Origin of the sequence: Pseudomonas sp. GW531-T4 (assembly GCF_017349615.1) — a bacterium.
In the GTDB taxonomy this organism is placed as follows: Bacteria; Pseudomonadota; Gammaproteobacteria; order Pseudomonadales; family Pseudomonadaceae; genus Aquipseudomonas; species Aquipseudomonas chlororaphis_I.
Genome location: NZ_JACMZT010000024.1, coordinates 25808 through 50007, shown reverse-complemented (window position 1 = coordinate 50007; position 24200 = coordinate 25808). Strand labels below are relative to the sequence as shown.

The window sequence follows — 24200 nt, the reverse complement described above, 5'->3', positions numbered from 1 at the left end:
TCATGCGCCCACACCTGATCAAACTCTTGAGCCTCTCGGCATTGACCGCGGGCATTCTCGCCGCCGGCAACAGCGCCCGCGCCGACGAAACCCAGGCACCGAAGTTCACCGCCGAGCCGTGCTGCAACCTGTGCCCAGCGGCCCACGACGCGAAGAACTACACCACCCGCTACCAGCAGAACTTCACCACCCTGGTGCAAGCCCAGGGCGACTGGCTGTTCCGCACCCAGGAAGACCTGCGCACCGAGTTCAACACCACGCCGGAAGGTTATCGCCGCCTGCAACAGCTGCACGACGCCTTCAAGAGCAAGGGCGTGGAGCTGGTGCTGGTCTACCAGCCGACCCGTGGCCTGGTGAACCGCAACAAGCTCAACCCGCAGGAGAAGGCCAGCTTCGACTACGACAAGGCGCTGAAAAACTACCAGGGCATGCTCGGCCGTTTCGCCCAGATGGGCTACGTGGTGCCGGACCTGTCGCCGCTGACCAACGAGCAACTGCCGGAGACCCTGCCGGCCCACGATTTCTACTTCCGCGGCGACCAGCACTGGACCCCGTACGGCGCCCAGCGCACGGCGAAGATCGTGGCGCAGAAGGTCAAGCAACTGCCGGCCTTCGCCGACATTCCCAAGCGTGAGTTCGAGACCCACAAGTCCGGGCGCATGGGCAAGACCGGCACCCTGCACAACATGGCCGGCCAGCTGTGTGGCACCAGCTACGCGATCCAGTACATGGACCAGTTCACCACCGAACCCAAGGGCGAAGCCGGCGACGGCGACCTGTTCGGCGATTCCGGCAACCCGGAAATCACCCTGGTGGGCACCAGCCACAGCGGCAAGAACTACAACTTCGCCGGCTTCCTGCAGGAAGAAATCGGCGCCGACATTCTCAACGTCGCCTTCCCCGGCGGTGGCTTCGAAGGCTCCATGCTGCAGTACCTGGGCAGCGAGGAATTCCAGACCAAGCCACCGAAGATCCTGATCTGGGAATTCTCGCCGCTGTACCGCCTGGACCAGGAAACCATCTACCGGCAGATGATGGCCCTGCTCGACAACGGCTGCGAAGGCAAGCCGGCGCAAATGAGCGCCAGCGCCACCCTCAAGCCCGGCAAGAACGAGCTGATGGTCAACAGCAAGAACATGGACCTGCGCAACAGCAGCCACCAGGTCGATATCCGCTTCGCCGACACCTCGGTGAAAACCCTGCAAGCTACCCTCTGGTACATGAACGGGCGCCACGAGGACATCAAGATCGAAAAACCGGAAACATCCGACACCGACGGGCGTTTCGCCTTTGAACTGCGCACCGACGAAGACTGGGCCTCGCAGAACCTGCTGGCGGTCGAAGTCCAGGGTCCGGAAGCGGGCGCCGCGGCGCAGAAAGTCGAAGCGAAAATTTGCAAACGCAACGTATTCCCGGACGCCGGTCAACGCACCGCGCAAATCGGGCAATGAGGTTCCTATGCAAAGCAAAACGCTGAAACAGTTCTTGGCCCCGAGCCTGTTGAGCCTGGCGCTGTTCGCCGGCGCCACCCAGGCCGCGGCCCCACTGCGTCCGCCCCAGGGGTATTACGCGCCGGTGGATAAATTCAAGAGCGGCGACCACAGCGAAGGCTGCGACACCATGCCCGCGCCTTACACCGGCTCGCTGCAATTTCGCAGCAAGTACGAAGGTTCGGACAAGGCCCGCGCGACCCTCAACGAACAATCGGAAAAGGCCTTTCGCGACAGCACCGCCGACATCACCAAGATCGAGCGCGGCACCAGCAAGCGGGTCATGCAGTTCATGCGCGACGGTCGTCCGGAACAACTGGACTGCACCCTCAGCTGGCTGAGCGCCTGGGCCCAGGCCGATGCGTTGATGTCCAAGGACTTCAACCACACCGGCAAGTCCATGCGCAAATGGGCCCTGGGCAGCATGGCTTCGGCCTACCTGCGCCTGAAGTTCTCCGACTCCCATCCGCTGGCTACCCACCAGCAGCAAGCGCAACAGATCGAGGCCTGGTTCAGCAAGATGGCCGACCAGGTGGTCAGCGACTGGGACAACCTGCCGCTGGACAAGACCAACAACCACTCGTACTGGGCCGCCTGGTCGGTGATGGCCACCGCCGTGGCGACCAACCGCCGCGACCTGTTCGACTGGGCCGTGAAGGAATACAAGGTCGGCGCCAACCAGGTCGATGCCGACGGTTTCCTGCCCAACGAACTCAAGCGCCAGCAACGCGCCCTGGCCTATCACAACTACGCCCTGCCGCCGCTGGCGATGATCGCCAGCTTCGCCCAGGTCAACGGTGTCGACCTGCGCCAGGAAAACAACGGCGCGCTGAAACGCCTGGGCGAGCGGGTGCTGGCCGGGGTGAAGGATCCGGACGAATTCGAAGAGAAGAACGGCAAGGAACAGGACATGACCGACCTCAAGGTCGACTCGAAATTCGCCTGGCTCGAACCCTTCTGCAGTCTCTACACCTGCGCCCCGGATGTGCTCGAACGCAAGCACAAGATGCAACCGTTCAAGACCTTCCGCCTGGGCGGCGACCTGACCAAGGTCTACGACCCCTCGCATGAGAAGGGCAACAAGGGTTCGTAAGAAACACGCAAAACCCTGTAGGAGCGAGCTTGCTCGCGATAGCCGCAAAGCGGCGATTCAACCGACACCGCGTCATCGTTGAGTTTTTTTCGCGAGCAAGCTCGCTCCTACAGGACACGCAAGACTCATAGCCGCAGCCAAGGCATGTGATGAATGCAATACGCCTCCCCGGTTTTTCACGGGGGGGTTTGGGGGGGCTCCGGCCCTTTACTGTTGGTCAAACATGGAGAGATCGGGATGGTTTTCTCATCCAATGTGTTCCTGTTCCTGTTCTTGCCGATCTTTCTCGGCTTGTACTACCTGAGCGGGCAACGCTATCGCAACCTGCTGCTGCTGATCGCCAGCTACGTGTTCTATGCCTGGTGGCGGGTGGACTTCCTGGCGCTGTTCGCCGGCGTCACCCTGTGGAACTACTGGATCGGCCTGAAAGTCGGCGCCGCCGGGGTCAGGACCAAGCCGGCCCAGCGCTGGCTGCTGCTCGGCGTGGCGGTGGACCTGTGCATCCTCGGCTACTTCAAGTACGCCAACTTCGGCGTGGACAGCATTAACGCGATCATGACCTCCATGGGTCTGGAGCCGTTCATCCTGACCCACGTGCTGTTGCCGATCGGTATCTCGTTCTACATCTTCGAGTCCATCAGCTACATCATCGACGTCTATCGCGGCGACACCCCGGCGACCCGCAACCTGATCGACTTCGCGGCGTTCGTGGCGATCTTCCCGCACCTGATCGCCGGCCCCGTGCTGCGTTTTCGCGACCTGGCCGACCAGTTCAACAACCGCACCCACACCCTGGACAAGTTCTCCGAAGGCTGCACGCGCTTCATGCAGGGCTTCATCAAGAAAGTGTTCATCGCCGACACCCTGGCGGTGGTCGCCGACCATTGCTTCGCCCTGCAGAACCCGACCACGGGCGACGCCTGGCTGGGCGCCCTGGCCTACACCGCGCAGCTGTACTTCGACTTCTCCGGCTACAGCGACATGGCCATCGGCCTGGGGTTGATGATGGGTTTCCGCTTCATGGAAAACTTCAAGCAGCCCTACATCAGCCAGTCGATCACCGAGTTCTGGCGGCGCTGGCACATCAGCCTGTCCACCTGGCTGCGCGACTACCTGTACATCACCCTGGGCGGCAACCGCAAAGGCACGCTGATGACCTATCGCAACCTGTTCCTGACCATGCTGCTCGGTGGCCTGTGGCACGGCGCGAACATCACCTACGTGGTCTGGGGCGCCTGGCACGGCATGTGGCTGGCGATCGAGAAGGCGCTGGGCATCAACACCACGCCACGCACGCTGAACCCGATCCGCTGGGCGCTGACCTTCCTGCTGGTGGTGATGGGCTGGGTGATCTTCCGCGCCGAGAACCTGCACGTCGCCGGTCGCATGTACGGCGCCATGTTCAGCTTCGGCGACTGGTCGCTGTCGGAACTCAACCGCGCCAGCCTCACCGGCCTGCAAGTGGCGACCCTGGTCGTGGCCTACGCCACCCTGGCGTTCTTCGGCCTGCGTGACCTGTATCGCAACCCGACACCGGTCAAGAGCAAGCCTGAAATCAACACCGAGGCCGACGGTCCGGCCACCGCCCAGCCTGGCCTGATCAAGGCCGTACCGGGGGACAAGCCGGACAGCATCCACCAGCCGGGCTACACCGTGGGCGTCGAAGCCCAGGTCCAGCCGGCCTACTGGGTCGCCGACTGGCCGCGTTACGTGATGCGCGCCCTGGTGCTGCTGCTGTTCATCGCCTCGATTCTCAAACTCTCGGCGCAAAGCTTCTCGCCGTTCCTTTACTTCCAGTTCTGAGGGATCTGACCATGACCCGCTCATTACGCGTCTTCTACATTGCCCTGTTCCTGGTGACCCTGATGGTCCTGGGCCTGTGGTCGGTGCGCAGCTTCTTCGGCTTCAGCACCAACAACGACGCCACTGTGCTCAACGGTCGCTGGGCCAAGGCTGTGGAAACCCACTACGACGACGAGTTCCCGATCAAGCGCCTGGGCACCAACCTGTGGGCGGCCCTGGACTTCAAGCTGTTCAACGAAGGTCGTCCGGGCGTGGTACTCGGCCGCGACCAGTGGCTGTACAGCGATGAAGAGTTCCACCCGATCGTCAACGAAGAACTCAACCTGCAAGGCAACTACGCGCTGGTCGAAGGCGTGCGCCAGGCCCTGAAAGAGAAAGGCGTGAAACTGGTGATGGCGATCGTGCCGGCCAAGGTGCGCCTGTACCCGGAACACCTGGGCGACGTCCAGCCGGCCAGCATCCACGCCAACCTCTACCAGGACTTCCACGCCCGGGTGGCGGCCGACAAGATCCTCGCCCCCGACCTGCTGGGCCCGTTGCAACAGGCCAAGCAGAACGGCCAGCAAGTGTTCCTGCGCACCGACACCCACTGGACCCCGGCCGGCGCCGAAGTCGCCGCCAACCAGTTGGCCAAGGCGATTGCCGACAAGGCACCGCTGATGGGCCAGCCGCAACGCTTCGTCACCGAAGCCGAGCAGACCGTGGTGCACAAGGGCGACCTGCGCCTGTTCCTGCCCCTGGACCCGCTGTTCGAAAACCTGATGCCGGCCAAGGAGCCGCTGCAGAAACGCGTGACCCGCGCCGCCGACGATCAGCCGGCCGCCGACGACGCGCTGTTCGCCGACAACGAAGTGCCGGTGGCCCTGGTGGGCACCAGCTACAGCGCCAACCCCAACTGGAACTTCGTCGGCGCGCTCAAGCAGGCCCTGCACAGCGACGTGGTCAGCTACGCCGAAGACGGCCACGGCCCGGTGTTGCCGATGCTCAGCTACCTGAAAAGCGATGCCTTCAAGAACAGCCCGCCCCAGGTGCTGATCTGGGAGTTCCCCGAACGATATCTGCCGGTCAATAACGATATCGGCGACGCCGACCCGCAGTGGGTCGCAGAGCTCAAACAAGCCGGCGCCCGCCAACAGAACGTAGCTGCACTCAACAAATCCGAGACGCCCGATCGGGCGCAAAACTGAAAGAGAGGTACACCATGACTTTCACTATCACTCCGCGTCGTCTCGCCAAGGCAATCACACTGGCTGCCGGCATGAGCGTCCTGTCCCTGCCCGCCTTCGCCGGTGGCGACGCCGCGCTGTACGGCCCGACCGCGCCCAAGGGCTCGTCCTTCGTGCGCATCTACAACGCCAGCAACCAGGAAGTCAGCGCCACCGTCGGCAGCACCAATGTCAGCGACGTCGCGCCGCTGGCCAGCAGTGACTTCAGCTTCATGCCCGGCGGCGACTACACCGCCAAGGTCGGCAGCCAGAGCCTGCCGGTGAAACTCGCCGCCGACCACTATTACACCCTGGTCAACAACGCCAGCGGCCAGCCGCAGTTGATCGAAGAACCGCCGTTCAAGAACAAGCAGAAGTCCCTGGTCCGGGTGCAGAACCTGAGCGACAAGGCCCTGACCCTGAAGACCGCCGATGGCAAGACCGACGTGGTCCAGTCGGTGGCCGCCAAGGGCCGTGGCGAACGTGAAATCAACCCGGTGAAAGTCAGCTTCGCGCTGTACGAAGGCGAGAAAAAAGTCAGCGACCTCAAGCCGGTCGCCCTGGAGCGCGGCGAAGCCGCGGTGCTCTACGTCACCGGCAATGGCAGCAGCCTGTCGCCAGTCTGGGTCAAGCGCCCGGTCTCGACACGTTAACAGCAGCTGCAAGCCTCGAGCCTCAAGCGGCAAGAGAAGTGCTTTTTCTTGCCGCTTGAAACTTGCTGCTTGCAGCTGCTCCCCCGGACAAAAACAAGAGAGTGAAACGACAGAACGCAGTAGCTCTAACCCAAACGATTTTTGAAGGAGTAACAACATGATTCCGGTGATCTTGTCAGGTGGTAGTGGCTCACGTCTTTGGCCGCTTTCGCGTAAGCAATTCCCTAAACAGTTCCTCGCCCTGACCGGCGAACACACACTGTTCCAGCAAACCCTCGAGCGCCTGGTGTTCGAAGGCATGGACACGCCGATCGTGGTCTGCAACAAGGACCACCGCTTCATCGTCAACGAGCAACTGGCGGCGCGCAAACTCGAAGCCCAGCGCATCCTGATGGAGCCGTTCGGCCGCAACACCGCGCCGGCCGTGGCCCTGACCGCGATGATGCTGGTCAACGAAGGTCGTGACGAGCTGATGCTGGTGCTGCCGGCCGACCACGTGCTGGAAGACCAGAAAGCCCTGCAACGCGCCCTGGCCCTGGCCACCGTGGCCGCCGAGCGTGGCGAGATGGTGCTGTTCGGCGTGCCGGCGACCAAACCGGAAACCGGTTATGGCTACATCAAGTCGACCAACGATGCGCTGCTGCCGGAAGGCGTGAGCCGCGTCTCGCACTTCGTCGAGAAACCCGACGTCAAGCGCGCCGCCGAGTTCGTCGAGGCCGGCGGCTACTTCTGGAACAGCGGCATGTTCCTGTTCCGCGCCAGCCGCTTCCTCGAAGAGCTGAAAAAGCACGACCCGGACATCTACGACACCTGCCTGCTGACCCTGGAACGCAGTGCCCAGGACGCTGACACCGTGGACGTCGACCCGGCCACCTTCGCCTGCTGCCCGGACAACTCCATCGACTACGCGGTGATGGAAAAGACCCAGCGCGCCTGCGTGGTGCCGCTGAGCGCCGGCTGGAGCGACGTGGGCTGCTGGTCGTCGCTGTGGGATGTGCATGAAAAGGACGTCAACGGCAACGTCAGCAAGGGCGACGTGGTGATCCAGGACAGCCGCAACTGCATGATCCACGGCAACGGCAAGCTGGTGTCGGTGATCGGCCTGGAAAACATCGTGGTCGTCGAAACCAAGGACGCCATGATGATCGCCCACAAGGACAAGGTCCAAGGCGTGAAGCAGATGGTCAACACCCTCAACGAACAGGGCCGCAGCGAAACCCAGAACCACTGCGAGGTCTACCGTCCGTGGGGCTCCTACGACTCGGTGGACATGGGCGGGCGCTTCCAGGTCAAGCACATCTCGGTCAAGCCGGGCGCGTGCCTGTCCCTGCAGATGCACCACCACCGCGCCGAACACTGGATCGTGGTCAGCGGCACCGCCGAAGTCACCTGCGACGAAAACGTGTTCCTGCTCACCGAAAACCAGTCCACCTACATCCCGATCGCCTCGGTGCACCGCCTGCGCAACCCGGGCAAGATCCCGCTGGAGATCATCGAAGTGCAATCGGGCAGCTACCTGGGCGAAGACGACATCGAGCGCTTCGAAGACATCTACGGCCGCTCCACTCCGGTGGAACGTGGCGTCGCGGTGAAAACCATCGCCCAGTAACCACAGCGACAAGTTTCAAGCGGCAAGCTGCAAGTAAAAGCAGGAAGTCGTTGTCAGCAAGTCCTTGCCCCCCGTCCGACCGACTGCGTCCCCTATCCGCAGGCGGTTGGGCGGGGGCTTTTTTATGCCCGCGCGCCTCTCGAATGCTCACATCCCTGTAGCCGCTGCCGAGCCCTGGCGAGGCTGCGATAGGACCGAAGGTCCTCCAGCGATCTCAAGACCCTGCGCCCGCTGCGCGGTCGATCGCAGCCTCGCCAGGGCTCGGCAGCGGCTACAGGGATAGGCGTTCAGCCATTCCTACGAGACATTTAGAAAGCGCCGCCGGGCGTTTCAGATAGCTCTCAACGACTTCATCCATGCAGCTCATTAGGGTTTCGGGAGGTAAAGACACATAGCGAAAACAGCGATGGGGCAGCGGATACACACACAAGAAAAGGCAACCGAAAGTGCTGCCTGCACCGACCATGGTGCCTGCCACAGCCACGGGACAAAGACCGATGGCTGAGCAACCCTCCGGCAACAAATACACCACCGATTCCCGTGGCGAACCGACCCCGATGCCTCATGTGCTGCGCCCTGCCAACCCGAATCCTCCGCTGCCGGGTGCACGGATAAAGAACACCTCGATACTGACCACGCCTCAAGGCCTAGACGCTCCTGCGAAACCCTCACAGGTCCAGCCCTCTACACCTGTCGCCCCCGGCTTCTACATCGTGCCCCGGAGCATGCCGCTGAGCGAGTTGCAGCGCCACCTGTTCGACAGCCCCTCACCCGGCGTCCTGGCCAAATACCTGGCCCTCAATCCAGGCCTTGGCGATACGGTCAAAGCCGGCAGCCTGATCGTACTCAGCGATCCGGCCAACCACGCCTGCACCTACGAGGAAGCGCAACTCATGCTCGCCGCCGAGCAGGTCAGGATCGCTCTCGCCCCCCTGACACCCGAAGCCGCCGACTTCATGGTTCGCCATCAGGCCGAGATCGCCGGCTTCACCAGCCAGGCCTCGACCTGGCTGGGCATCGGCACCTCGGTGCTGGGCAAACACCTGGACAAACTACGCGAGACCTTGCAAGACATGGAACGCCTGCATCAGGACAGCTACCGCCAACACGGCCACCTCAGATCCCCCGAATTCCTCGCCCGCCGCCGGCGCCTGTTGGCGCAGCTGGACGCGCAACTGCTGAACTCCACCCGCCTGCGCGGCTACACGCCCCTGGGCGACCACCCCAAACTGAAAACCGCCCTCGGCCTCTCCAGCCGCAGCCTGGTACACCATTGGAACAAAGCCGGCGCCCCCGGCCAGATCCCGGGATACGCCACCCACGTGAACGCCGTCAGCCGCGCGGCGAAGTACATGCAGACGGGTGGGTACATCGGCATTGCGATTGGCGGAGTGTCGTCGGCGTTGAGGATTCAGGAGGTTTGTCAGGCGGGTTCGGGTGATGAGAGTTGCAGGAAGGTGATGTTTACTGAGACGGGGAAGTTTGCGGGCTCAACATTAGGAGGAAGCATGGGAGCGCATGTTGGATATGCAGGCCGCGGTTTTGTATGCGCGGCGCTCGGGGCTTCTACCGGGGTAGGTGGAGTCATATGCACAGCAGTCCTGATAGGAACTGGTGCGTGGCTAGGTACAAATATCGGTGATGATTTTGGAGAAAACGCAGGCCAGATTCTTTACGAGAATACGCTGCAATGATGGGACAAGCGTTTTGGAGTTCCTGGCTCGCTTTTGGACTTTTGATATGTCCGATTCTGTTATGCGCTGTAAGTCTCGCGTACAGCTACTATCTGAGCCGACGCTACCTGAGGGAAATGTTGGAGGCCCTGCAGCGGAGTAAATACTTCTATCGATGGACTGAAAGGCTTCAATATCAGGGATGGTTCGAGCACTTTCTGATGTCTGCCAGTGTTCGAGGAATGATGTTCTGCCCCGGCCCTGGACTACGTAGAGGGTTACTTTCACCGGAGGATGTACACAACTTCCCCCCCCGACTCAAACGCCTTCTGAGCATACAGAACAGATTGGACGGTATTCTTTTCGTCTGGTCCGCAATCATGTATGCGTTGCTGAAGTTGACGGGCTGACGATGCACACGCTCCCTCCGCTAATCGCCCTTATTCTGACTGGAGGCTTGCTTTTGCTTGCCCTCATCAGTCTCCTCTTCAGCTACTACATGAGTCGACGCTACCTCGACGGGATGCTGGGTGCGCTAAAGGGGAGTAACTATTTCGCAGGCTGGGCAACCTACCTGCCTCGCCAGGGATGGCATCCTCGCTATCTGATGTTCGCGAAACTCAGGGGCATGATGTTCTGGCCTGGGCCGGGAATACGCAGGGGGATAATTTCCCCAGACGATGTGCGCAACTTCCCACCGCAGTACAAGCGCCTTTTAAAAACACAGAACGTGCTCGATGGCGTGATTGTCGTGTGGGGCACATTTGTGTACCTGCTGATAAAGCTTTAGTCATTCATCTGCAACCACTGACCAGTGCACCTTCCCAACTATCCATGGAAAGCTTTTATGCATGCACAAGATCTTTGCGAACAGACATCGCCATGACAGGGCAACAATTCTGGCATTCCTGGCTCGCCTTCATCCTTTTGTTATGTCCATTGTTGCTGGCCGTGACAAACCTCTCCTTCAGCTACTACCTAAGCCGGCGATACCTGAAAGAGATGCTGGAAGCCCTGCGGAGAAGCCAGCACTTTTATCGCTGGACCGACAGCCTTCCTCACGAGGGACGGTTCACGCATTTTCTAATGTTAGCCGCCGTTCGAGGATCGATGCTTTGGCCTGGCCCTGCGGTTCGCAGAGGCTTTCTTTCCTCGGAAGACATAGGCAACTTCCCTTCCCATCTTCAGCGCCTGCTGACCATCAGAAACTGGATGGATGTCGTGCTTCTGGTCTGGGGTTCGATCATGTATACGCTGTTGAAACTGACTAAGCACTGACGTGGCGCGCGGGTACGGATGCAGTAGCACTGTCACAGCACCTTCCAGCTGGCTGTGGTTCCTATCCGCAGCCGGCTGGACGGGGGATTCTTTTGTGCCCTGGCGAGGCCCACCGACCTAGTTCATGAACAGTGGCAAATACCCCAGCTCCACCAGCTTGATATCGATCTCCGCCACTCGCTGGACATCAGCCCGTTTGCCCTCATCCATCACCTGTGGACAACTCACGATCAGCGTGCCGCGTTTTGGAATGTCGATGAGCTGGTCGGCGCTCGGAAAATCCCCGGCCCGCAACACGTGTGGACAAAACCCGACCCAGCCGACGGTCTGCCGGTCCTTGAACACCTTGGTGCGCAAATAGTGGTCTTTTGGCGCCAGCACACACCAGTCAAGTTCAGGCCACAGTTCAACGGCCAACTGAATCACCCTGATCACTATCGGTCTCACATCGGGAATGGCTGCCACAAGCGCCCCGCCATCTTCGAAGCGCATGCTGGCGACTGAGTCCAGGTCGTGGGCGTTGTAATGAAAGGCCAACCCACCCTTGAGGGGATCATCCAGGCCATTCCACACGGAAAACTGCAACTTCGTGGGGAAGTCGTCGTTATGGTTGCTCCGCGCTTCTTCACGCAGGTACTCGAAGTCGTCATTGATCCGCTTGCGCAGCGACTCCTCCCTGGAACCGGCCTGCAGATACCAGTCCTGCAACAGAGGATGAATCTCGCCAAGGCCCTGGAAAAAGCGCTCGGCTCTTTCCAGCTGCTCCTCATGCGGGACCGCGGAGATCTTCTGTTTGTCGAAACGCAGAACGAATGAAAATTTTCTGAACAAGCGCTCGTCCTCAGTCAGGCTTCAAAAACACGGTCGGGATTTTCACGGCGGTACTCATCCCACTCTTTCTGCTCTTTTGCACGTTGCTTGATGTACTCATCATGATCCTTGGTGCCCGGCATCGGGTTCCAGTAGGCGGTCAGGTTGGTAAGCCCCTTCTCTGCGTACTGTTCGGCACAATACTCATAGACCACCCTTTGCAGGAAATGCCATTCCACCGAAACCGGTGGGCTGGGCCGGGCTTTCAGGGAATGTATCTCGGCCGGGGTAATCAGGGTTTTCTCCACATTGGCCCAGGGGCGCGGCAGCCCGATAAGCGGAATGAACATGAACGCATAATTGGCCTTGGCTTCCAGCAAGGTGCAACGCGGTTTGTCGAAACCATCCCACCAGGTATTGTTCCACCACCACTCGTAGGGCGTCGGGAAAGCAGTCACCCACGCCTGATAGAGCGCGGACTGGGCGGACATACTATGACCTTTGCCGTTATTGGGTATCGTCATGGTCCCCTGCTCGGGGGGGCATTTCACACAGTCCTTGTCCCGCTTGGCCTTGCAGTCGCGCTCGGCTTCCCGAGTCCGTTCAGCGGTCGTCGGAGGCGCATCCACCCTGGGTTTTGCCTGGGGTTGCGTCTGCGGCAAAGGGACGGGCTGCGGGATTGGCCGGGGCGCCGGCAGTGGCTGAGTGGGCCTGGGCGTCGGCATCGGCATTGGCCGTGGAGGGGGCATCGGCAGCCTGGGAGTCGGGGTTGGAATCTCGAATGGTAAACGTGGCCCCAAGCGAGGCGTCATGCGTAGAGCCATGGGCCCTGTGCTTGGCAGAATCCCCAATCCACTCATGGTCGAATCTCCCCGACGGCTTGCATGTCCCGCCAGTGCTGCATGTTCATCCTGAACACCACGATATCCTCGTAATCCTCGAACCGCCGCTCGGGGCTATCCGCTACAGGCCTGTTCATGAACTCGATAAAGGCCGGCTGCTTGTCAAAGTCGGTAAAGGTCAATCCATGCCGCAGAAAATGCTCGACGGACTCGGGCTCCCTGATGCCAAAACCCCACGCACGCTCACGCAGGTCTTTCAACATCTGCAAAGCCGGCATCAGCCCCTTTCTGGACAACCACTCAGGGTTCTCTTGCTGTACTTCCAGTAACAGCCGCTCAAATACTTCGTTCTGACGAATGTCATCCAGTTGTGAAAGCTGTTCGGTACTCAACTCAAGCATGTTGCTCCCCCACTTGCTCGACGCCGTAGCTGAGATAGCAACCTTGCAGGGGTTGCCAGACCAGCCAGTCCTGGACATGACGCATGAGCTGCTGGATCTGGGAGGGTGATATCACCTTGTCCAGCGCACGCCTGACCTCAGGACTGTAGTAACGAAACAGTGCTCGACGCCCATCCGGCATTTGGCTGAACAACAGGTCCTGGTGATAGTCGCGCAGGGTTTCGAACGGCTGATCACTCCAAAGCCAGGAAACCATCGGTGCCTGCTGGTCTCGTGTAACCAGCCAATTGCCGAATGCCCCGCGCAAACCGCTCCTGGAGTCAGGAAACTCAACCAGTACCGGGCCGGCATGGCGAATTTCATCCAGTGCGCCAGCGCTCAGGAGCCAGTGAAAACGGATGCTGTCGTCCGCCTCTTCAAGGCGTTTGTTCAACGTCAGATAGCGGGCACCATCGATAAGGGCAAGCAGTCTGGACGATGACCCGGAGGGCTCCGAGAGCCGCCAGAACAAGGAGCCGACACGCCTCATGCGCTGCTCCCCAGGGCTTCCAGCGGTACAAAGGTCTGATTGCGCTGAGCGGCCAGCAGCAGGCACTTCAAACATAATCCGGGCACGGAGGGGAATGCGGCTACTGCGGAAGACGCCGCACCGCCGCCACTGTTGCCGATGATGATCGTCCCCGAACCACCCACAATCACATTGCCGTGACTGCCCAGGGAACCCAGGACAGCGACCGGCTTTCCGTTGATCAGTACGTTGGGAATGACATTGGCGTTCAATGCTGAACCGCAAGCCGTCGGGTCACCTTCCCGTGCGACGGGCAGGTGATCAAAGAGGACATCAGGCGAGCCACTGGTAATCGGATTGGTACCGTGGCCAGGCAAAGGACAGACGGTTGGATCTCCAACGCGCGCGGCAGGTTTCCCAGACATTTCAACTTCCCTATCGAAACTGGCGAGAAAACCGACTCTGCCGAATGCTCAAAAAACATACAATCAACAATCCTTTTCAAAGTTTTTCCGAACAACAGTGATCCCGGTCTCCTCCCCCCGATAAGTCACCAGGGGGCTCAGTCCCGGGATCAGGGTTGGTCAATCCCACCTACGCTTAGGTAGGATGGCTGCACTATTTCCCCCGAGGTTCACCTCATGTTCATCGGCGTTCTGCTGGTTATCACCTGGCTGATCCTGCTGGTCCGCTACCCCGCCAAGGCCTTGCCGGTGTCCATGGCCGCCGCTGTCGGCCTGGGCCTGGTGGCGGTGTGGGTGGTCTGGATGGATAACCGCGAAGCCCAGCAACTGGCGCGCCTGGAATTGCGCATCAGCTACGCCCCCGAGCATTGCCCGGCGGATCGCCCGCTGCTGTTGAAGATGAACAACGGCAACGATGTGCCGCTGACCGAACTGCGCTGGCGCGTCGCCGCCTATGCGCCGGGCGACACGGTAAACCTGGCCGACAACCAGTACAGCGCCCCGCGTTATCGCGGCCCCGGCGAGTTGCAGGCCGGCGCCAATTGGGAAGACTGCCTGCCCCTGCCGCCGCTGCGCCCCGGCTATCGCCCGCAAACCCTGGAGTTTCGCGCCGAGCGCTTGCAGGGTAGTTTCTCCGACTGATTCCCCCTTCCCTCTTTTTGCACAAGGACCGCGCCATGCCCGTTGCGCTGATCACCGGTTGTTCCAGCGGCATCGGCCGCGCCCTGGCGGATACTTTCAAGGCCGCCGGCTTCACCGTCCTGCCCACCGCCCGCAGGGCCGAAGACGTGGCCATGCTGCAAGCCGCGGGTTTCAACGCGGTGCAACTGGACGTCAACGATGGGCCGGCGCTCACCGCCCTGGGCGAGCGCATCAACCAGCAACACGGCGGCCTCGACCTGCTGATCAACAACGCCGGCTACGGCGCCATGGGCCCGCTGCTGGATGGCGGTGTCGAGGCCATGCAGCGGCAGTTCGAAACCAATGTGTTCGCCCTGGTCGGCGTGACCCGGGCGATGTTTCCAGTGCTGCGCCGCAGCCGCGGGCTGGTGGTGAATATCGGCAGCGTGTCGGGCGTCCTGGTCACGCCTTTTGCCGGTGCCTACTGCGCCTCCAAGGCGGCGGTGCATGCCTTGAGCGATGCGTTGCGCATGGAACTGGCGCCGTTCGGCATCCGCGTGATGGAGGTCCAGCCCGGCGCCATCGCCTCGAGCTTCGCCAAGAATGCCGGGCATCAAGCCGAGCAACTGCTCACCGAACAATCGCCCTGGTGGCCGCTGCGCGAAGGCATCCGCGCACGGGCCCGGGCCTCACAGGACCACCCGACACCCGCCAACGAATTTGCCGCCAGGCTGCTCAAGGCGGTGCAGCAGGACAAGCCTGCGCGTCTGGTTCGGATTGGTAATGGCAGCCGCGCATTGCCCTTGATGGCCAGCCTGTTGCCCAGAGGCTTGCTGGACAAGGTGCTGATGAAGCGTTTTGGCCTGGGTGCAAAGCTGTGACGGTCGATCACCGGTAGCGAAATGTCGCCCGGCCGTTTCCACAGGTTCCAGAAAACGTCTTTTAGTAGCCAGTATCACAGACACCGCGGTTCAGGTTGTGCCCATCCCCAATCCCAGTAGAATGCGCGCACTCGAGGCCTCCAGGGCCTCGATCAGGCCGCATGGATCGCTGGCGCACCGCTGAAACTCCCCTTCTTCCATGCTCGCTGCCATTCAATCGTCGATCAGGGAATATCCATTGAAACCTCAACACCTGCTGCCGCTGGCCTTGGCCACTGTATTGATCGGCTGCGCGCCGTCGCCAGACGAGGAGCTGAACGCCACCCTGCCCCAGCTCAGTCTCAAGGAGCTGTTGCCGCAAGCCGTCGCCAACGAGTACTGCAACCCCAAGCTGGACAGCGATCTGCTGTATGGCATCGGCTACCAGCTGTACAACGACGACAAACCCGAGCAAGCCCGCAGTTGCCTGATCATGGCCGCACCCACCCACGACCGGGCCCTGTGTTATCTAGCGAGCATCGCGGAACAGGACAGCAGCAAGGACAGCGCCGAGCGCGACCGCGAAGCCTTCGGCTACATGGCCTATTCCGCGGTGAAGAATGACGCCTGCGCCGAGTTCGGCATGTTCCAGAACTTCACCTACGGCATGCGCGGGCAGACCCCGGACAGCGACCTGGGCCTGCGCTGGCTGGAGCGTTCCGCGCGTCACGGCGATGCGGATGCGCAACAGACCCTGGTGCGTCTGCACAGCAACAAGGGCAATCTGCCGCTGGCCTACAGCTGGGCCAAGGTCCTCGATGACCAGGCACAGATCGACACCCTGAAACAACGGATGAACCCGCAGCAAATCAGCGAAGGCGAACAAGGCTTCGAGCAACTGGGCAAGATCGTCACCAGCAAGGACGCCGTGCGCAAAGAGGCCCGCGAGGAGAACATCGCGGTGTACTCGGCGAACATCCATATGGAATACCCCGAGACCTTCAAGGGCCTGTCGGTGGCCGAGCGTCATGCGCTCATGGAGCAGGCCGTGGCCACGGTGAGCGCCCGTCCCGAGTTCAGCACCCGTGGCCAGCTTTACGCCTATGTGATCATCGCGCGGCAGGCCCAGTTGAAGCAGGCCGGCGTCGATGTACTGCAGAACCCGCAGATTGTCGAGCTGCTCAGCGATACCGAGCTGCAAGTGAGTGAGGCGGTAAAGAAGGCCGACGTGATCCTCGGCCAGGCCGCCCTGTAACAGCGGGAACACCGCCGGCCGCGCCTACAGGGGCCTTATACATGGCCGCCGTCTTGTAGGTGCCAGCTCCTACAAGGGGGCGCGGTCAGGTTGTTCACCCAGCTGATGAAGCGTTTCGGATTAAGCGCCAGGCTCTGAGCATTCAACGCCGGCCATCACGCGCATGACACCGTTGTATGCCGCGCCGATGCCCGTAGAATGCCCGCACTCCAATCGCAGGGAAGCGGCACCTCAAGCACGGAACGGCTGCACCCCGCCCCTGCTCATGCCCTCTTGGCGTCCTCCCTTTACCAGTGAACCTCAGGGACTCTCCATTGAAATGTCGTAGCCTGCTGCCCTTGGCCATCTTCACTCTGCTGCTGGGCTGCGATGCCTCGTCGCCGGACGAAAAACTCAATAATTCCCTGCCGGACCTGAGCCTCGAGCAGATCCTGCCCAAGGTCGAGGCCAACCTGTACTGCACGCCGGAGATGGACAGCGAATTGCTGCTCGGCCTCGGCATCCGACTGATCGATGAGGACGAGGTACTGTATGGCGCAGGCCGTACCTTGCTGGCGAGCAAGGAAATAAAAATGGCCCGCAGCTGCCTGATCATGGCCGCCCCCCGCTACACCACGAGCTTGTGCATCCTGGGCAAGATTGTCGGCGCCAGGCAAAACAACTATGACAAAAGCGAAGCCTTCAACTACATCGCCTACGCCGCCAAGCACAATGAATCCTGCGCGGAAGCAGGCCTGTACGACATCTACAGCGTTGGCAAGCTGGGCCAGCCACCGAACAAGGAATTGGCCATGGGCTGGCTTGAGCGCGCCGCTCGGCACGGCGACCAGGACGCGCAACAGGACATGGTGCGCTGGAGCAGCGAACAGGACCATTTCCCGGTGGCCTATGCCTGGGCCAGGGTCCTGAATGAGGCAAAAACAATCGAGGCCGTGCAGCGCAAAATGAGCCCTCAGCAAATGGCCGAGGGCGAGCAGCACTACACCCGGCTGCTCAGCCAACTCACCCCCGAAAAGGATATTGAGCAGGCGCTGCGCAAGGACCTCATCGCCCTGAGCTCAGGGGATCTGTACTACAGCCACCCGGAGGTATTCGAGGGCATGTCCCCTGTGCAACGGCATGCTTTCGTGGCCCAGTTGGTGGACATGCTGGACCTCTACCCGAAGTTCCACACGCGAGGCCAAGTGGTGGCCTACGCCTTGATTTCCCGCCTTGTGCAAAGTACCGGGCCGGCCGTGGACCTGTGGCAGGACCCGGCACTGCATGCCTTGCTGGTCAATGATGACCTGAGCGTGGAAGAGACCGTGGCCAAGGCCAAAACCATCCTGGCCAAGCGCAAGCCATAACTGGAGCGGCTGGCGCTACTCCTCTTGAAGCCGCCGCCGAGGTGTCGCGCGCGCAAGGCCCGAGGGCCATCTGCTGCGGCTAAACAGGTGCTGCGGTTTCGGTTGTACGCCCTCTCAAACCCAGTAGAATCCCCGGCCTTGAGCGCCCGCGCTCAAGCAGCATGGAATCGCTGGCGTCGACACTGAAGCACGGAACTGCTCAAGCTCCCTCTCTCCCGTCCTGTCCCTGCGTCATTCCATGCGCCTCTTCATTCAATCGCAGATCAGGGAATATCCATTGAAATTGTTCAACGTGCTGCCACTGGCATTGGCTGTCTTGCTGGCGGCCTGCGCCACCACGGCTCCGGAAAAGACCGAGCCGAAAATCCCCGAGCTGAATGACACCCTGCCCAAGCTGACGCTGGAAAGCGTCTTGCCCAAGGTCAGCGCCAACGAGTACTGCAACCCGGCCATGGACGCCGATGTGCTGTACGGCGCCGGTTACAAGCTGTACGAGGCCGAGGACTTCAAGAGCGCCAAGAGCTGCTTCGCCATGGCCGCGCCGAACTACACCCGGGCCTTCTGCTACCTGTCCACCAGCACCGATCAGGAAACGGACAGACCCAAGGCCGAGCGCGACCGCGAGTCCTTCAACTACATCGCCTACTCGGCGTCGCAGAACGATTGGTGCGCCGAGTACGGCATGTACGCCACCTACTGGTTCGGCGACAAGGACATCCCTCAAGACAAGCACCTGGCCGTCCGCTGGCTGGAGCGCTCGGCCCTGCATGGCAACCCGGAACCGCAGCAGAGCCTGGCCGACGCCGCCGAAGAGTCTGGCGACCTGGTGAAGGCCTATGCCTGGCTGAAGGTCATCGATAACACCGAAGACACCAGCCAGCTGGATGCCTTGAAAGGCAAGATGAGCCCGGAACAACTGGCCGAAGGCGAACAACGCTTCAGCGAGCTGAAGGCGCGCGTGACCAGCAAGCAGGTGATGTACGACGAGGCGCGGGCTGAGGAGGTGGCCATTTTCTCGGCCGAGATCCATTTCGATATCCCCGACCTGTTCAAGGGCATGACGACGGCCGAGCGCCAGGCCTTTGTCAAAGCGGCCATCGCCAAGGCCCGGGACAGCGGCAAGTTCGATCTGCATTACGCGGTGACCCAGTACATCATCGTCTCGCGCCTGGCCCAGCAGCGTTACCCCGGCGTCGACGTACTGCAGAACCCGAAGCTGGTGGCCGCCATCAACCACGTTAACGACGGCTTGGAAGCCACGGCGAAGAAGTCCCTGGCGATCATGCAGAAAAGCTACAAGTAACCCTCGCTCTCCGGCGCGCTAGCGCCTGGTCGCCCGCCGTCTCCCGCAAGATATTGTGGGAGACGGCTCGCCAGAGATGCCGTGCAGGCACGCCCGGCAGCGGCCCGATCACTGCGCCTCCCCGCCCTCCTTCACCACCACGGTGCAGGTAATCCCCGCCGCCAGCAGCACACCCTCAGGCACTTCATCGATATGGATGCGCACCGGCACACGCTGGGCCAGGCGTACCCAGTTGAAGGTCGGGTTGACGTCGGCGACCAGCTCGCGGCTTTCCGGGTTGTCGCGGTCGTAGATGCCGCGGGAAATACTCTCCACATGGCCCTTGAGCACCTCGCCGCTCATCAGCTGCATATCGGCCTTATCGCCGACGCGCACATGGGGCAGCTTGGTCTCCTCGAAGAAGCCGTAGACCCAGAACGAATGCATGTCGACCACCGCCATCTTCGGCTCGCCGATGCGCGCATAGTCGCCGCGGTGCACGTTGAGGTTGGTGACGTAGCCGTCCACCGCGGCGCGCACCTGGGTGCGCTTGAGGTTGAGTTCCGCGGCCTCCAGCTGGGCCTGGGCCTGCTGGTAGTCGGCCAGGGCCGAGTCGGCGATGTTGCTGGCGTCGTCGCGGTTTTCCTTGGAGATCACCAGGTTGTCCAGGTCGGCGCGGCGGTGGGCGTTGACCTTGCGCATCTCCCAGGTGGCCTTTCTCGAAGCCACCAGCGACTGCGCCTGCTTGACCGCGATCTGGTAATGCTCGGGGTCGATCTGCATCAGCAGGTCGCCCTTTTTCACCAGCTGGTTGTCGCGCACCGGCACGTCCACCACTTCCCCGGTGACGTCGGCGGCGACGTTGATGATGTCGGCGCGCACCCGGCCGTCGCGGGTCCACGGCGTGTTCATGTAATGCACCCACAGGGTGCGGCCGATCCACAGGGCCAGGGCCAGCACCAGCAGGGTCGCGAGCAGGCTGAAAAACTTTTTCATCGTGGGACTCTCAACGGTAAACAGTGAGCGCCATGGCGCCGAACAGACAGCAGAACAGGCTCAGGCGCAGCAGCGCCGGGTGCCAGAAAAAACGGTACAGGTCATAACCCGAAATGAAGCGGTCCAGGGCCCAGGCCAGGGCCGCGGCAATGAAGAACATCAGGGTCATGGTCGGCATGTACACGCCGTGGAAGGCGATTTCACGAGGCATGTTCAAGTCCTTGGAGCGGGGCCTGTACGGCTGGCGGCGCGGCATAGGCGGCCAGCGGCGATTGCGGGTCGAGCAATGAGCTGCGGATGAAGTGCAGGTAGCTCTTCACCCGGCGCAACACCGAGGTATCGAAGTGCGGGGCGAAGGGTTCGTCGCTGGCCTGGACCCGGCTGATGGCGTGATCTACCGCGACCAGCGCGCGCTCCAGGTTGCTCTGGCCCGGTTGCAGGAACAGCCGCACCAACGAGCGGCCCATCACCCGGATCGCCTGGCGCCATGGCTGGGATTCGGCATAGGCCGGGTGCACCGGGAGGATCGCCTGCTCCTTGCGCAGCTCGATGATGGCGTGCCCCACCTCCAGCACCACGAACATCCAGCGCAGCAGCTCGCGCTGCACCTGCGGCTGCCCCGCCGCCAGGCCATAGGCCTGGTGCAGCAGGTCGCGGGTGCGGCTTTCGAAGCTCGACGCCAGGCCCTTGAGCTTGCCGCTGATGGCGTACACCACCTGGCCGCGCAGGTCCTGCTCCAGGCGGCGCCACAACCAGCGGCTGTTGGGCGGCAGGATGATCGCCCCGGCGGCGGCACAGACCAGCATGCCCATGATCATGGCGATGTAGTCGTTGATGAAGGCGTAGGGGTTGTAGACGGTCAGGTTGTCCGGCACCGAACCGGTGCTGAAAAAGATCAGCAACCCCAGGCCCACGCCAGCGTACTGCGGGCGTGAAGCGAGGAACGAACCAAGCACGATCACCGGCGCCAGCATCACGCACAGCAGCGGAAAACCGTCGATCCAGGGGAACACGAAGAACATCTCGACGAAGCCGACCACGGCCCCGATCAAGGTGCCGCAGGCCATCTGGAAGGCCATGCGTTTCGGGTTCGGCGTCGCCGCCGAGAGACCGACGGTGGCCGCCGCGATCAGGGTCATGGTGGCGCCGCTGGGCCAGGCGGTGGCGACCCAGTAACTGCCGAGCACGATCAGGATGAACGAGGCGCGGATCCCCGAGGCGGCCGAGGCCAGCCAGTTGGTCTGCGGGGTGAAGGGCTCGTCCCAGCGCTCGCGCTCGTGGCTGTGTTCGGCCAGGGACGCGTGGGTCTGGGCATAGCTGTGCAACTCGTCGACGAAGCGATAGAGCAGCTCATAGGCGGTGTGGAAATCCAGCTGCTCGGCATCGCTCGGTTCGTGCTCCTGGAACAGCGCGCGCATGCTGCGCACCCGCGCCGGCAGCTCGGCCTTGTAGCTTGCCAGTTGCTCGGCCAGGCGCGCGGCATCGGGGCTGGTCAGGGCGCGGCCGGAGAAACCGTCCAGCAGTTCGGCGAGGTCCTGCAACCCGGGTTTGGTCGCCGCCAGCACATACTCGGCGGCGCTGCCGCGCAGGCGCTCGAGCAACTGATGCAGGGCGTTGAAGCGGGTGGTGATGCCCATGAACTCGCTGTTCAAACGGCTCAGGCGGCCGTTGCGCCGGCGCATGTGCGGGTCTTCGAACACCGTGACGCTGCGCAGGCCTTCCAGGCCCACCGCTTCGGCGATGAAGCGCACGTTGCCGCTCTCGAACGCATCGCGCTGGCTGCGGCCACGCAAACCGTCGGTGACGAACAGGGCGAACACCCCGAAGCGCTGGTACAAGGCGTTGCGCATCGCCGCGCTGGCGGTCTGCGGCAGGATCGCAGCGCTGACCAGGGTCGAGCAGAGAATCCCCAGGGAGATTTCCAGCACCCGCCACACCGCCGCCATAAAGGCCCCGTCCGGATGGGCCAGGGCCGGCAAGCCGACCATCGCCGCGGTGTAGCCGGCAAGCACGAAGCCATAGGCGCGGAAGTTGCGATAACGGGCGGCGCCGGCCGAGCAGATGCCGACCCAGATCGCCAGCGAACCGAGGAACAGTTCGGTGTTCTGGGCGAACAGGGCGATCAGCGCCACCATCACCGTCGACCCGGCCAGGGTGCCGAGAAAGCGATAGAAGCTCTTGGCGAACACCTGGCCGCTCTGCGGCTGCATGACGATGAACACGGTGATCATCGCCGTGCGCGGTTGCGGCAGCTCCAGGCGCATGGCCAGCCACAGGGTGAGGAACGCGGCGGCCAGGACCTTGAAGATATAGACCCAGGTCACGCCGTCGCTGCGTGCCCAGTCGAAGAAGCCCCGGCGCCATTCAAGGGAGTACAGCCAGCGCAAGGGTGCAGGCAAGGAAGTCATGGGTCTTACTCAGTGATCAGCACTTGGGGGTCGGCTTTTAATGGCCAGCTCTTAATGATCGAAGACAGCCAGCGCCGCCGGGGTCTTGCTCGGTTGGGTCTTGCTGTCCTCGGGCACATCCCGGCCCGCCTCCAGGCCGCCACCCAGGGCCGTCACCAGCTCGGCATGGGCGCTCAGGCGCGCGGCCTGGACCTGCTGCTGGACCTGTTGCTGGCGGAACAGCATGCCCTGGGCATTGAGCACATTGAGGTAGTCGGTGAGGCCACGCTGGAAGGCGACCATGGCGATGTCGTAAGTCTTCTGCGCCGACGCCACCGACTCGGCGGCGAACTCGGCCTGCTTGTCCATGGACTCGCGGCGGATCAACTGGTCGGAGATGTTCTTCAGGGCGTTGACCAGGGTCTGGTTGTAGTGGGCCACGGCGATGTCGTAGCCGGCCGCGGCCTCGCCCAGTTCAGCGCGCAGGCGGCCGCCGTCGAAGATCGGCAGGCTGATGGCCGGGCCGACGTTGTAATTGAGCTTCTTGCCGGTGAGGAACTCCAGCGCCCCGCCGCCGGTGGCCATGTAGCCAAGGCTGCCCACCAGATCGACGTTGGGGTAGAAGCCAGCGTGGGCGACATCGATGCCGCGCGCCTGGGCCGCCACCTGCCAGCGGCTGGCGACCACGTCCGGACGCTGGCCGAGCAGTTCAGCGGGCAGCGCCGACGGCAATTTCAGCGGCGCGGCCAGGGACAGGCTCGGCCGTTGCAACTGCGCGCCCGCCCCCGGTCCCTTGCCGGCCAGGGCGGCGATCTGGTTGCGACCCAGGGCGATTTCTTCGTCCAGGGCATCCAGCTGGCGATGGGTTTCCGGCAGCGGGGTCTGCGCCTGGCTGACTTCGAAGTGGGTGCCGATGCCGCCGGCCAGGCGCTTTTGCGCCAGTTCGAGAATCTGTTCCTGCTGTTTCAGGGTCGCCAGGACGATGTCGCGCTGGGCGTATTGCAGCGACAGCTGGATATAGGCGCGCACGACATTGTTCTGCAGTTCCAGCTGGGCCTGGCGCGCCTCGGCGGCGCTCATGTGCGCCAGGTCCACGGCGCGCTCGCTGGCATTGCTTTCCCGGCCCCAGAGGTCGAGGGCATAGCTGAAGCCGAGCGCGGCGTTGTTGTCCCAGGTGGTGCTGTTGGCCAGCTCGCCCGGGCCATAGAACTGGTCGGTGGGCCAGTTGTGGCGCTTGAGGGTGGCGTCGCCCTTGATCTGCAGCGACTCGGCCGACTCGGCGATGCCGGCCATGGCACGCGCCTGGCGTACCCGGGCGGCGGACATGGCCATGCTCGGGCTGCCCTGCACGGCCAGGTTCACCCACTGGTTCAACTGCGCATCGCCATAGGCCTGCCACCACTGGGCGGTGGGCCAGCGGGCGTCGCGCGCGGCGCTCTGGATCGCCTCGTCGGTGGCCAGTGTATTGGCCGGTAGTGCCTTGCCTTGCGGGGCAATGCCCCCGGTTCCGATGCAGCCGCTGATTGCTAACGATAAAGCCCAAACACTGAGAGTCTTCAGCTCTCTGCTGATGCGACGCGGCACTGCTGCGAATTCCTGAAATAGGGAGAAGGCGGATCCCTGT

At 62.3% G+C, this 24200-nt stretch carries 24 protein-coding genes; 15 read left to right on the top strand and 9 right to left on the bottom strand.

Features of this window, described 5'->3' with window-relative positions; translation table 11 throughout:
- The first annotated feature begins 2 nt into the window (after positions 1 to 2).
- The 10 genes from J4D28_RS19335 (at position 3) to J4D28_RS19295 (ending at position 10804) form a co-directional block, all read left to right on the top strand.
- Positions 3 to 1451, top strand: a complete 1449-nt coding sequence (locus tag J4D28_RS19335) for an alginate O-acetyltransferase (protein WP_009047088.1) — start codon at positions 3 to 5, stop codon at positions 1449 to 1451.
- 7 nt (positions 1452 to 1458) lie between these two features.
- Positions 1459 to 2583 carry a mannuronate-specific alginate lyase gene (locus J4D28_RS19330; RefSeq protein ID WP_103330522.1) on the top strand — a complete coding sequence of 375 codons (1125 nt, stop codon included), beginning with the start codon at positions 1459 to 1461 and terminating at the stop codon, positions 2581 to 2583.
- A 237-nt stretch (positions 2584 to 2820) separates the two neighbouring features.
- Complete coding sequence (locus tag J4D28_RS19325; protein ID WP_009047086.1) at positions 2821 to 4386, top strand: MBOAT family protein; 1566 nt, start codon at positions 2821 to 2823, stop codon at positions 4384 to 4386.
- A gap of 11 nt (positions 4387 to 4397) precedes the next feature.
- Entirely contained in the window at positions 4398 to 5573 is a 1176-nt protein-coding gene (locus tag J4D28_RS19320; protein ID WP_009047085.1) for an alginate O-acetyltransferase, read from the top strand.
- 14 nt (positions 5574 to 5587) lie between these two features.
- The gene (locus J4D28_RS19315; protein WP_009047084.1) at positions 5588 to 6244 is read left to right on the top strand and encodes an alginate O-acetyltransferase AlgF; all 657 of its coding nucleotides are present in this window, start codon (positions 5588 to 5590) and stop codon (positions 6242 to 6244) included.
- 157 nt (positions 6245 to 6401) lie between these two features.
- The gene (locus J4D28_RS19310) at positions 6402 to 7853 is read left to right on the top strand and encodes a mannose-1-phosphate guanylyltransferase/mannose-6-phosphate isomerase (RefSeq protein ID WP_009047083.1); all 1452 of its coding nucleotides are present in this window, start codon (positions 6402 to 6404) and stop codon (positions 7851 to 7853) included.
- A 725-nt stretch (positions 7854 to 8578) separates the two neighbouring features.
- A complete protein-coding gene (locus J4D28_RS19305; protein WP_103330523.1) occupies positions 8579 to 9547 on the top strand; it encodes a hypothetical protein in 969 nt (322 codons plus the stop codon).
- Complete coding sequence (locus J4D28_RS30745) at positions 9544 to 9936, top strand: hypothetical protein (protein WP_009047081.1); 393 nt, start codon at positions 9544 to 9546, stop codon at positions 9934 to 9936. The genes J4D28_RS19305 and J4D28_RS30745 overlap by 4 nt, the downstream gene beginning before the upstream one ends.
- Positions 9937 to 9989: 53 nt before the next feature.
- Positions 9990 to 10316: a hypothetical protein gene (locus tag J4D28_RS19300; RefSeq protein WP_101284074.1), complete on the top strand. Its 327-nt coding sequence runs from the start codon at positions 9990 to 9992 to the stop codon at positions 10314 to 10316.
- A 92-nt stretch (positions 10317 to 10408) separates the two neighbouring features.
- The gene (locus tag J4D28_RS19295; protein ID WP_103330636.1) at positions 10409 to 10804 is read left to right on the top strand and encodes a hypothetical protein; all 396 of its coding nucleotides are present in this window, start codon (positions 10409 to 10411) and stop codon (positions 10802 to 10804) included.
- A 117-nt stretch (positions 10805 to 10921) separates the two neighbouring features.
- On the opposite strand, the gene J4D28_RS19290 is transcribed toward J4D28_RS19295, so the two are convergent.
- The 5 genes from J4D28_RS19290 to J4D28_RS19270 form a co-directional block, all read right to left on the bottom strand.
- Complete coding sequence (locus J4D28_RS19290; protein WP_028681700.1) at positions 10922 to 11635, bottom strand: Imm52 family immunity protein; 714 nt, start codon at positions 11633 to 11635, stop codon at positions 10922 to 10924.
- 14 nt (positions 11636 to 11649) lie between these two features.
- On the bottom strand, positions 11650 to 12105 hold the full coding sequence (locus J4D28_RS30585) for a Tox-REase-5 domain-containing protein (protein ID WP_009047077.1): 456 nt from the start codon (positions 12103 to 12105) through the stop codon (positions 11650 to 11652).
- A gap of 365 nt (positions 12106 to 12470) precedes the next feature.
- Positions 12471 to 12857, bottom strand: coding sequence for a hypothetical protein (locus tag J4D28_RS19280; RefSeq protein WP_103330525.1), 387 nt, complete (start codon positions 12855 to 12857; stop codon positions 12471 to 12473).
- Positions 12850 to 13386 carry a DUF4123 domain-containing protein gene (locus J4D28_RS19275; protein ID WP_101281846.1) on the bottom strand — a complete coding sequence of 179 codons (537 nt, stop codon included), beginning with the start codon at positions 13384 to 13386 and terminating at the stop codon, positions 12850 to 12852. Before J4D28_RS19275 ends, J4D28_RS19280 begins: the two co-directional genes overlap by 8 nt.
- The gene (locus J4D28_RS19270) at positions 13383 to 13790 is read right to left on the bottom strand and encodes a PAAR domain-containing protein (RefSeq protein ID WP_029526655.1); all 408 of its coding nucleotides are present in this window, start codon (positions 13788 to 13790) and stop codon (positions 13383 to 13385) included. Before J4D28_RS19270 ends, J4D28_RS19275 begins: the two co-directional genes overlap by 4 nt.
- 216 nt (positions 13791 to 14006) lie before the next feature.
- Between J4D28_RS19270 and J4D28_RS19265 the strand changes: the two genes are divergently transcribed.
- From J4D28_RS19265 to J4D28_RS19245, 5 genes are all read left to right on the top strand, one after another.
- A complete protein-coding gene (locus J4D28_RS19265; RefSeq protein WP_009047073.1) occupies positions 14007 to 14471 on the top strand; it encodes a hypothetical protein in 465 nt (154 codons plus the stop codon).
- Positions 14472 to 14506: 35 nt separating this feature from the next.
- Positions 14507 to 15331 carry an SDR family oxidoreductase gene (locus J4D28_RS19260; protein ID WP_103330528.1) on the top strand — a complete coding sequence of 275 codons (825 nt, stop codon included), beginning with the start codon at positions 14507 to 14509 and terminating at the stop codon, positions 15329 to 15331.
- A 238-nt stretch (positions 15332 to 15569) separates the two neighbouring features.
- Positions 15570 to 16565 carry a hypothetical protein gene (locus tag J4D28_RS19255; RefSeq protein ID WP_223815546.1) on the top strand — a complete coding sequence of 332 codons (996 nt, stop codon included), beginning with the start codon at positions 15570 to 15572 and terminating at the stop codon, positions 16563 to 16565.
- A 314-nt stretch (positions 16566 to 16879) separates the two neighbouring features.
- The gene (locus J4D28_RS19250; protein WP_053268244.1) at positions 16880 to 17911 is read left to right on the top strand and encodes a hypothetical protein; all 1032 of its coding nucleotides are present in this window, start codon (positions 16880 to 16882) and stop codon (positions 17909 to 17911) included.
- A 277-nt stretch (positions 17912 to 18188) separates the two neighbouring features.
- Positions 18189 to 19214 carry a hypothetical protein gene (locus J4D28_RS19245; protein WP_016703286.1) on the top strand — a complete coding sequence of 342 codons (1026 nt, stop codon included), beginning with the start codon at positions 18189 to 18191 and terminating at the stop codon, positions 19212 to 19214.
- Positions 19215 to 19322: 108 nt separating this feature from the next.
- Here the strand turns inward: J4D28_RS19245 and J4D28_RS19240 are convergent, their stop codons facing one another.
- The 4 genes from J4D28_RS19240 to J4D28_RS19225 are packed head-to-tail and all read right to left on the bottom strand — an operon-like array spanning position 19323 to position 24160.
- Positions 19323 to 20189 carry an HlyD family secretion protein gene (locus J4D28_RS19240; RefSeq protein ID WP_009047068.1) on the bottom strand — a complete coding sequence of 289 codons (867 nt, stop codon included), beginning with the start codon at positions 20187 to 20189 and terminating at the stop codon, positions 19323 to 19325.
- A gap of 10 nt (positions 20190 to 20199) precedes the next feature.
- Entirely contained in the window at positions 20200 to 20400 is a 201-nt protein-coding gene (locus J4D28_RS19235; RefSeq protein ID WP_007930063.1) for a DUF1656 domain-containing protein, read from the bottom strand.
- On the bottom strand, positions 20390 to 22597 hold the full coding sequence (locus tag J4D28_RS19230; RefSeq protein ID WP_103330532.1) for an FUSC family protein: 2208 nt from the start codon (positions 22595 to 22597) through the stop codon (positions 20390 to 20392). The genes J4D28_RS19235 and J4D28_RS19230 overlap by 11 nt, the downstream gene beginning before the upstream one ends.
- A gap of 51 nt (positions 22598 to 22648) precedes the next feature.
- Entirely contained in the window at positions 22649 to 24160 is a 1512-nt protein-coding gene (locus J4D28_RS19225) for an efflux transporter outer membrane subunit (protein ID WP_103330535.1), read from the bottom strand.
- Positions 24161 to 24200: the final 40 nt, after the last annotated feature.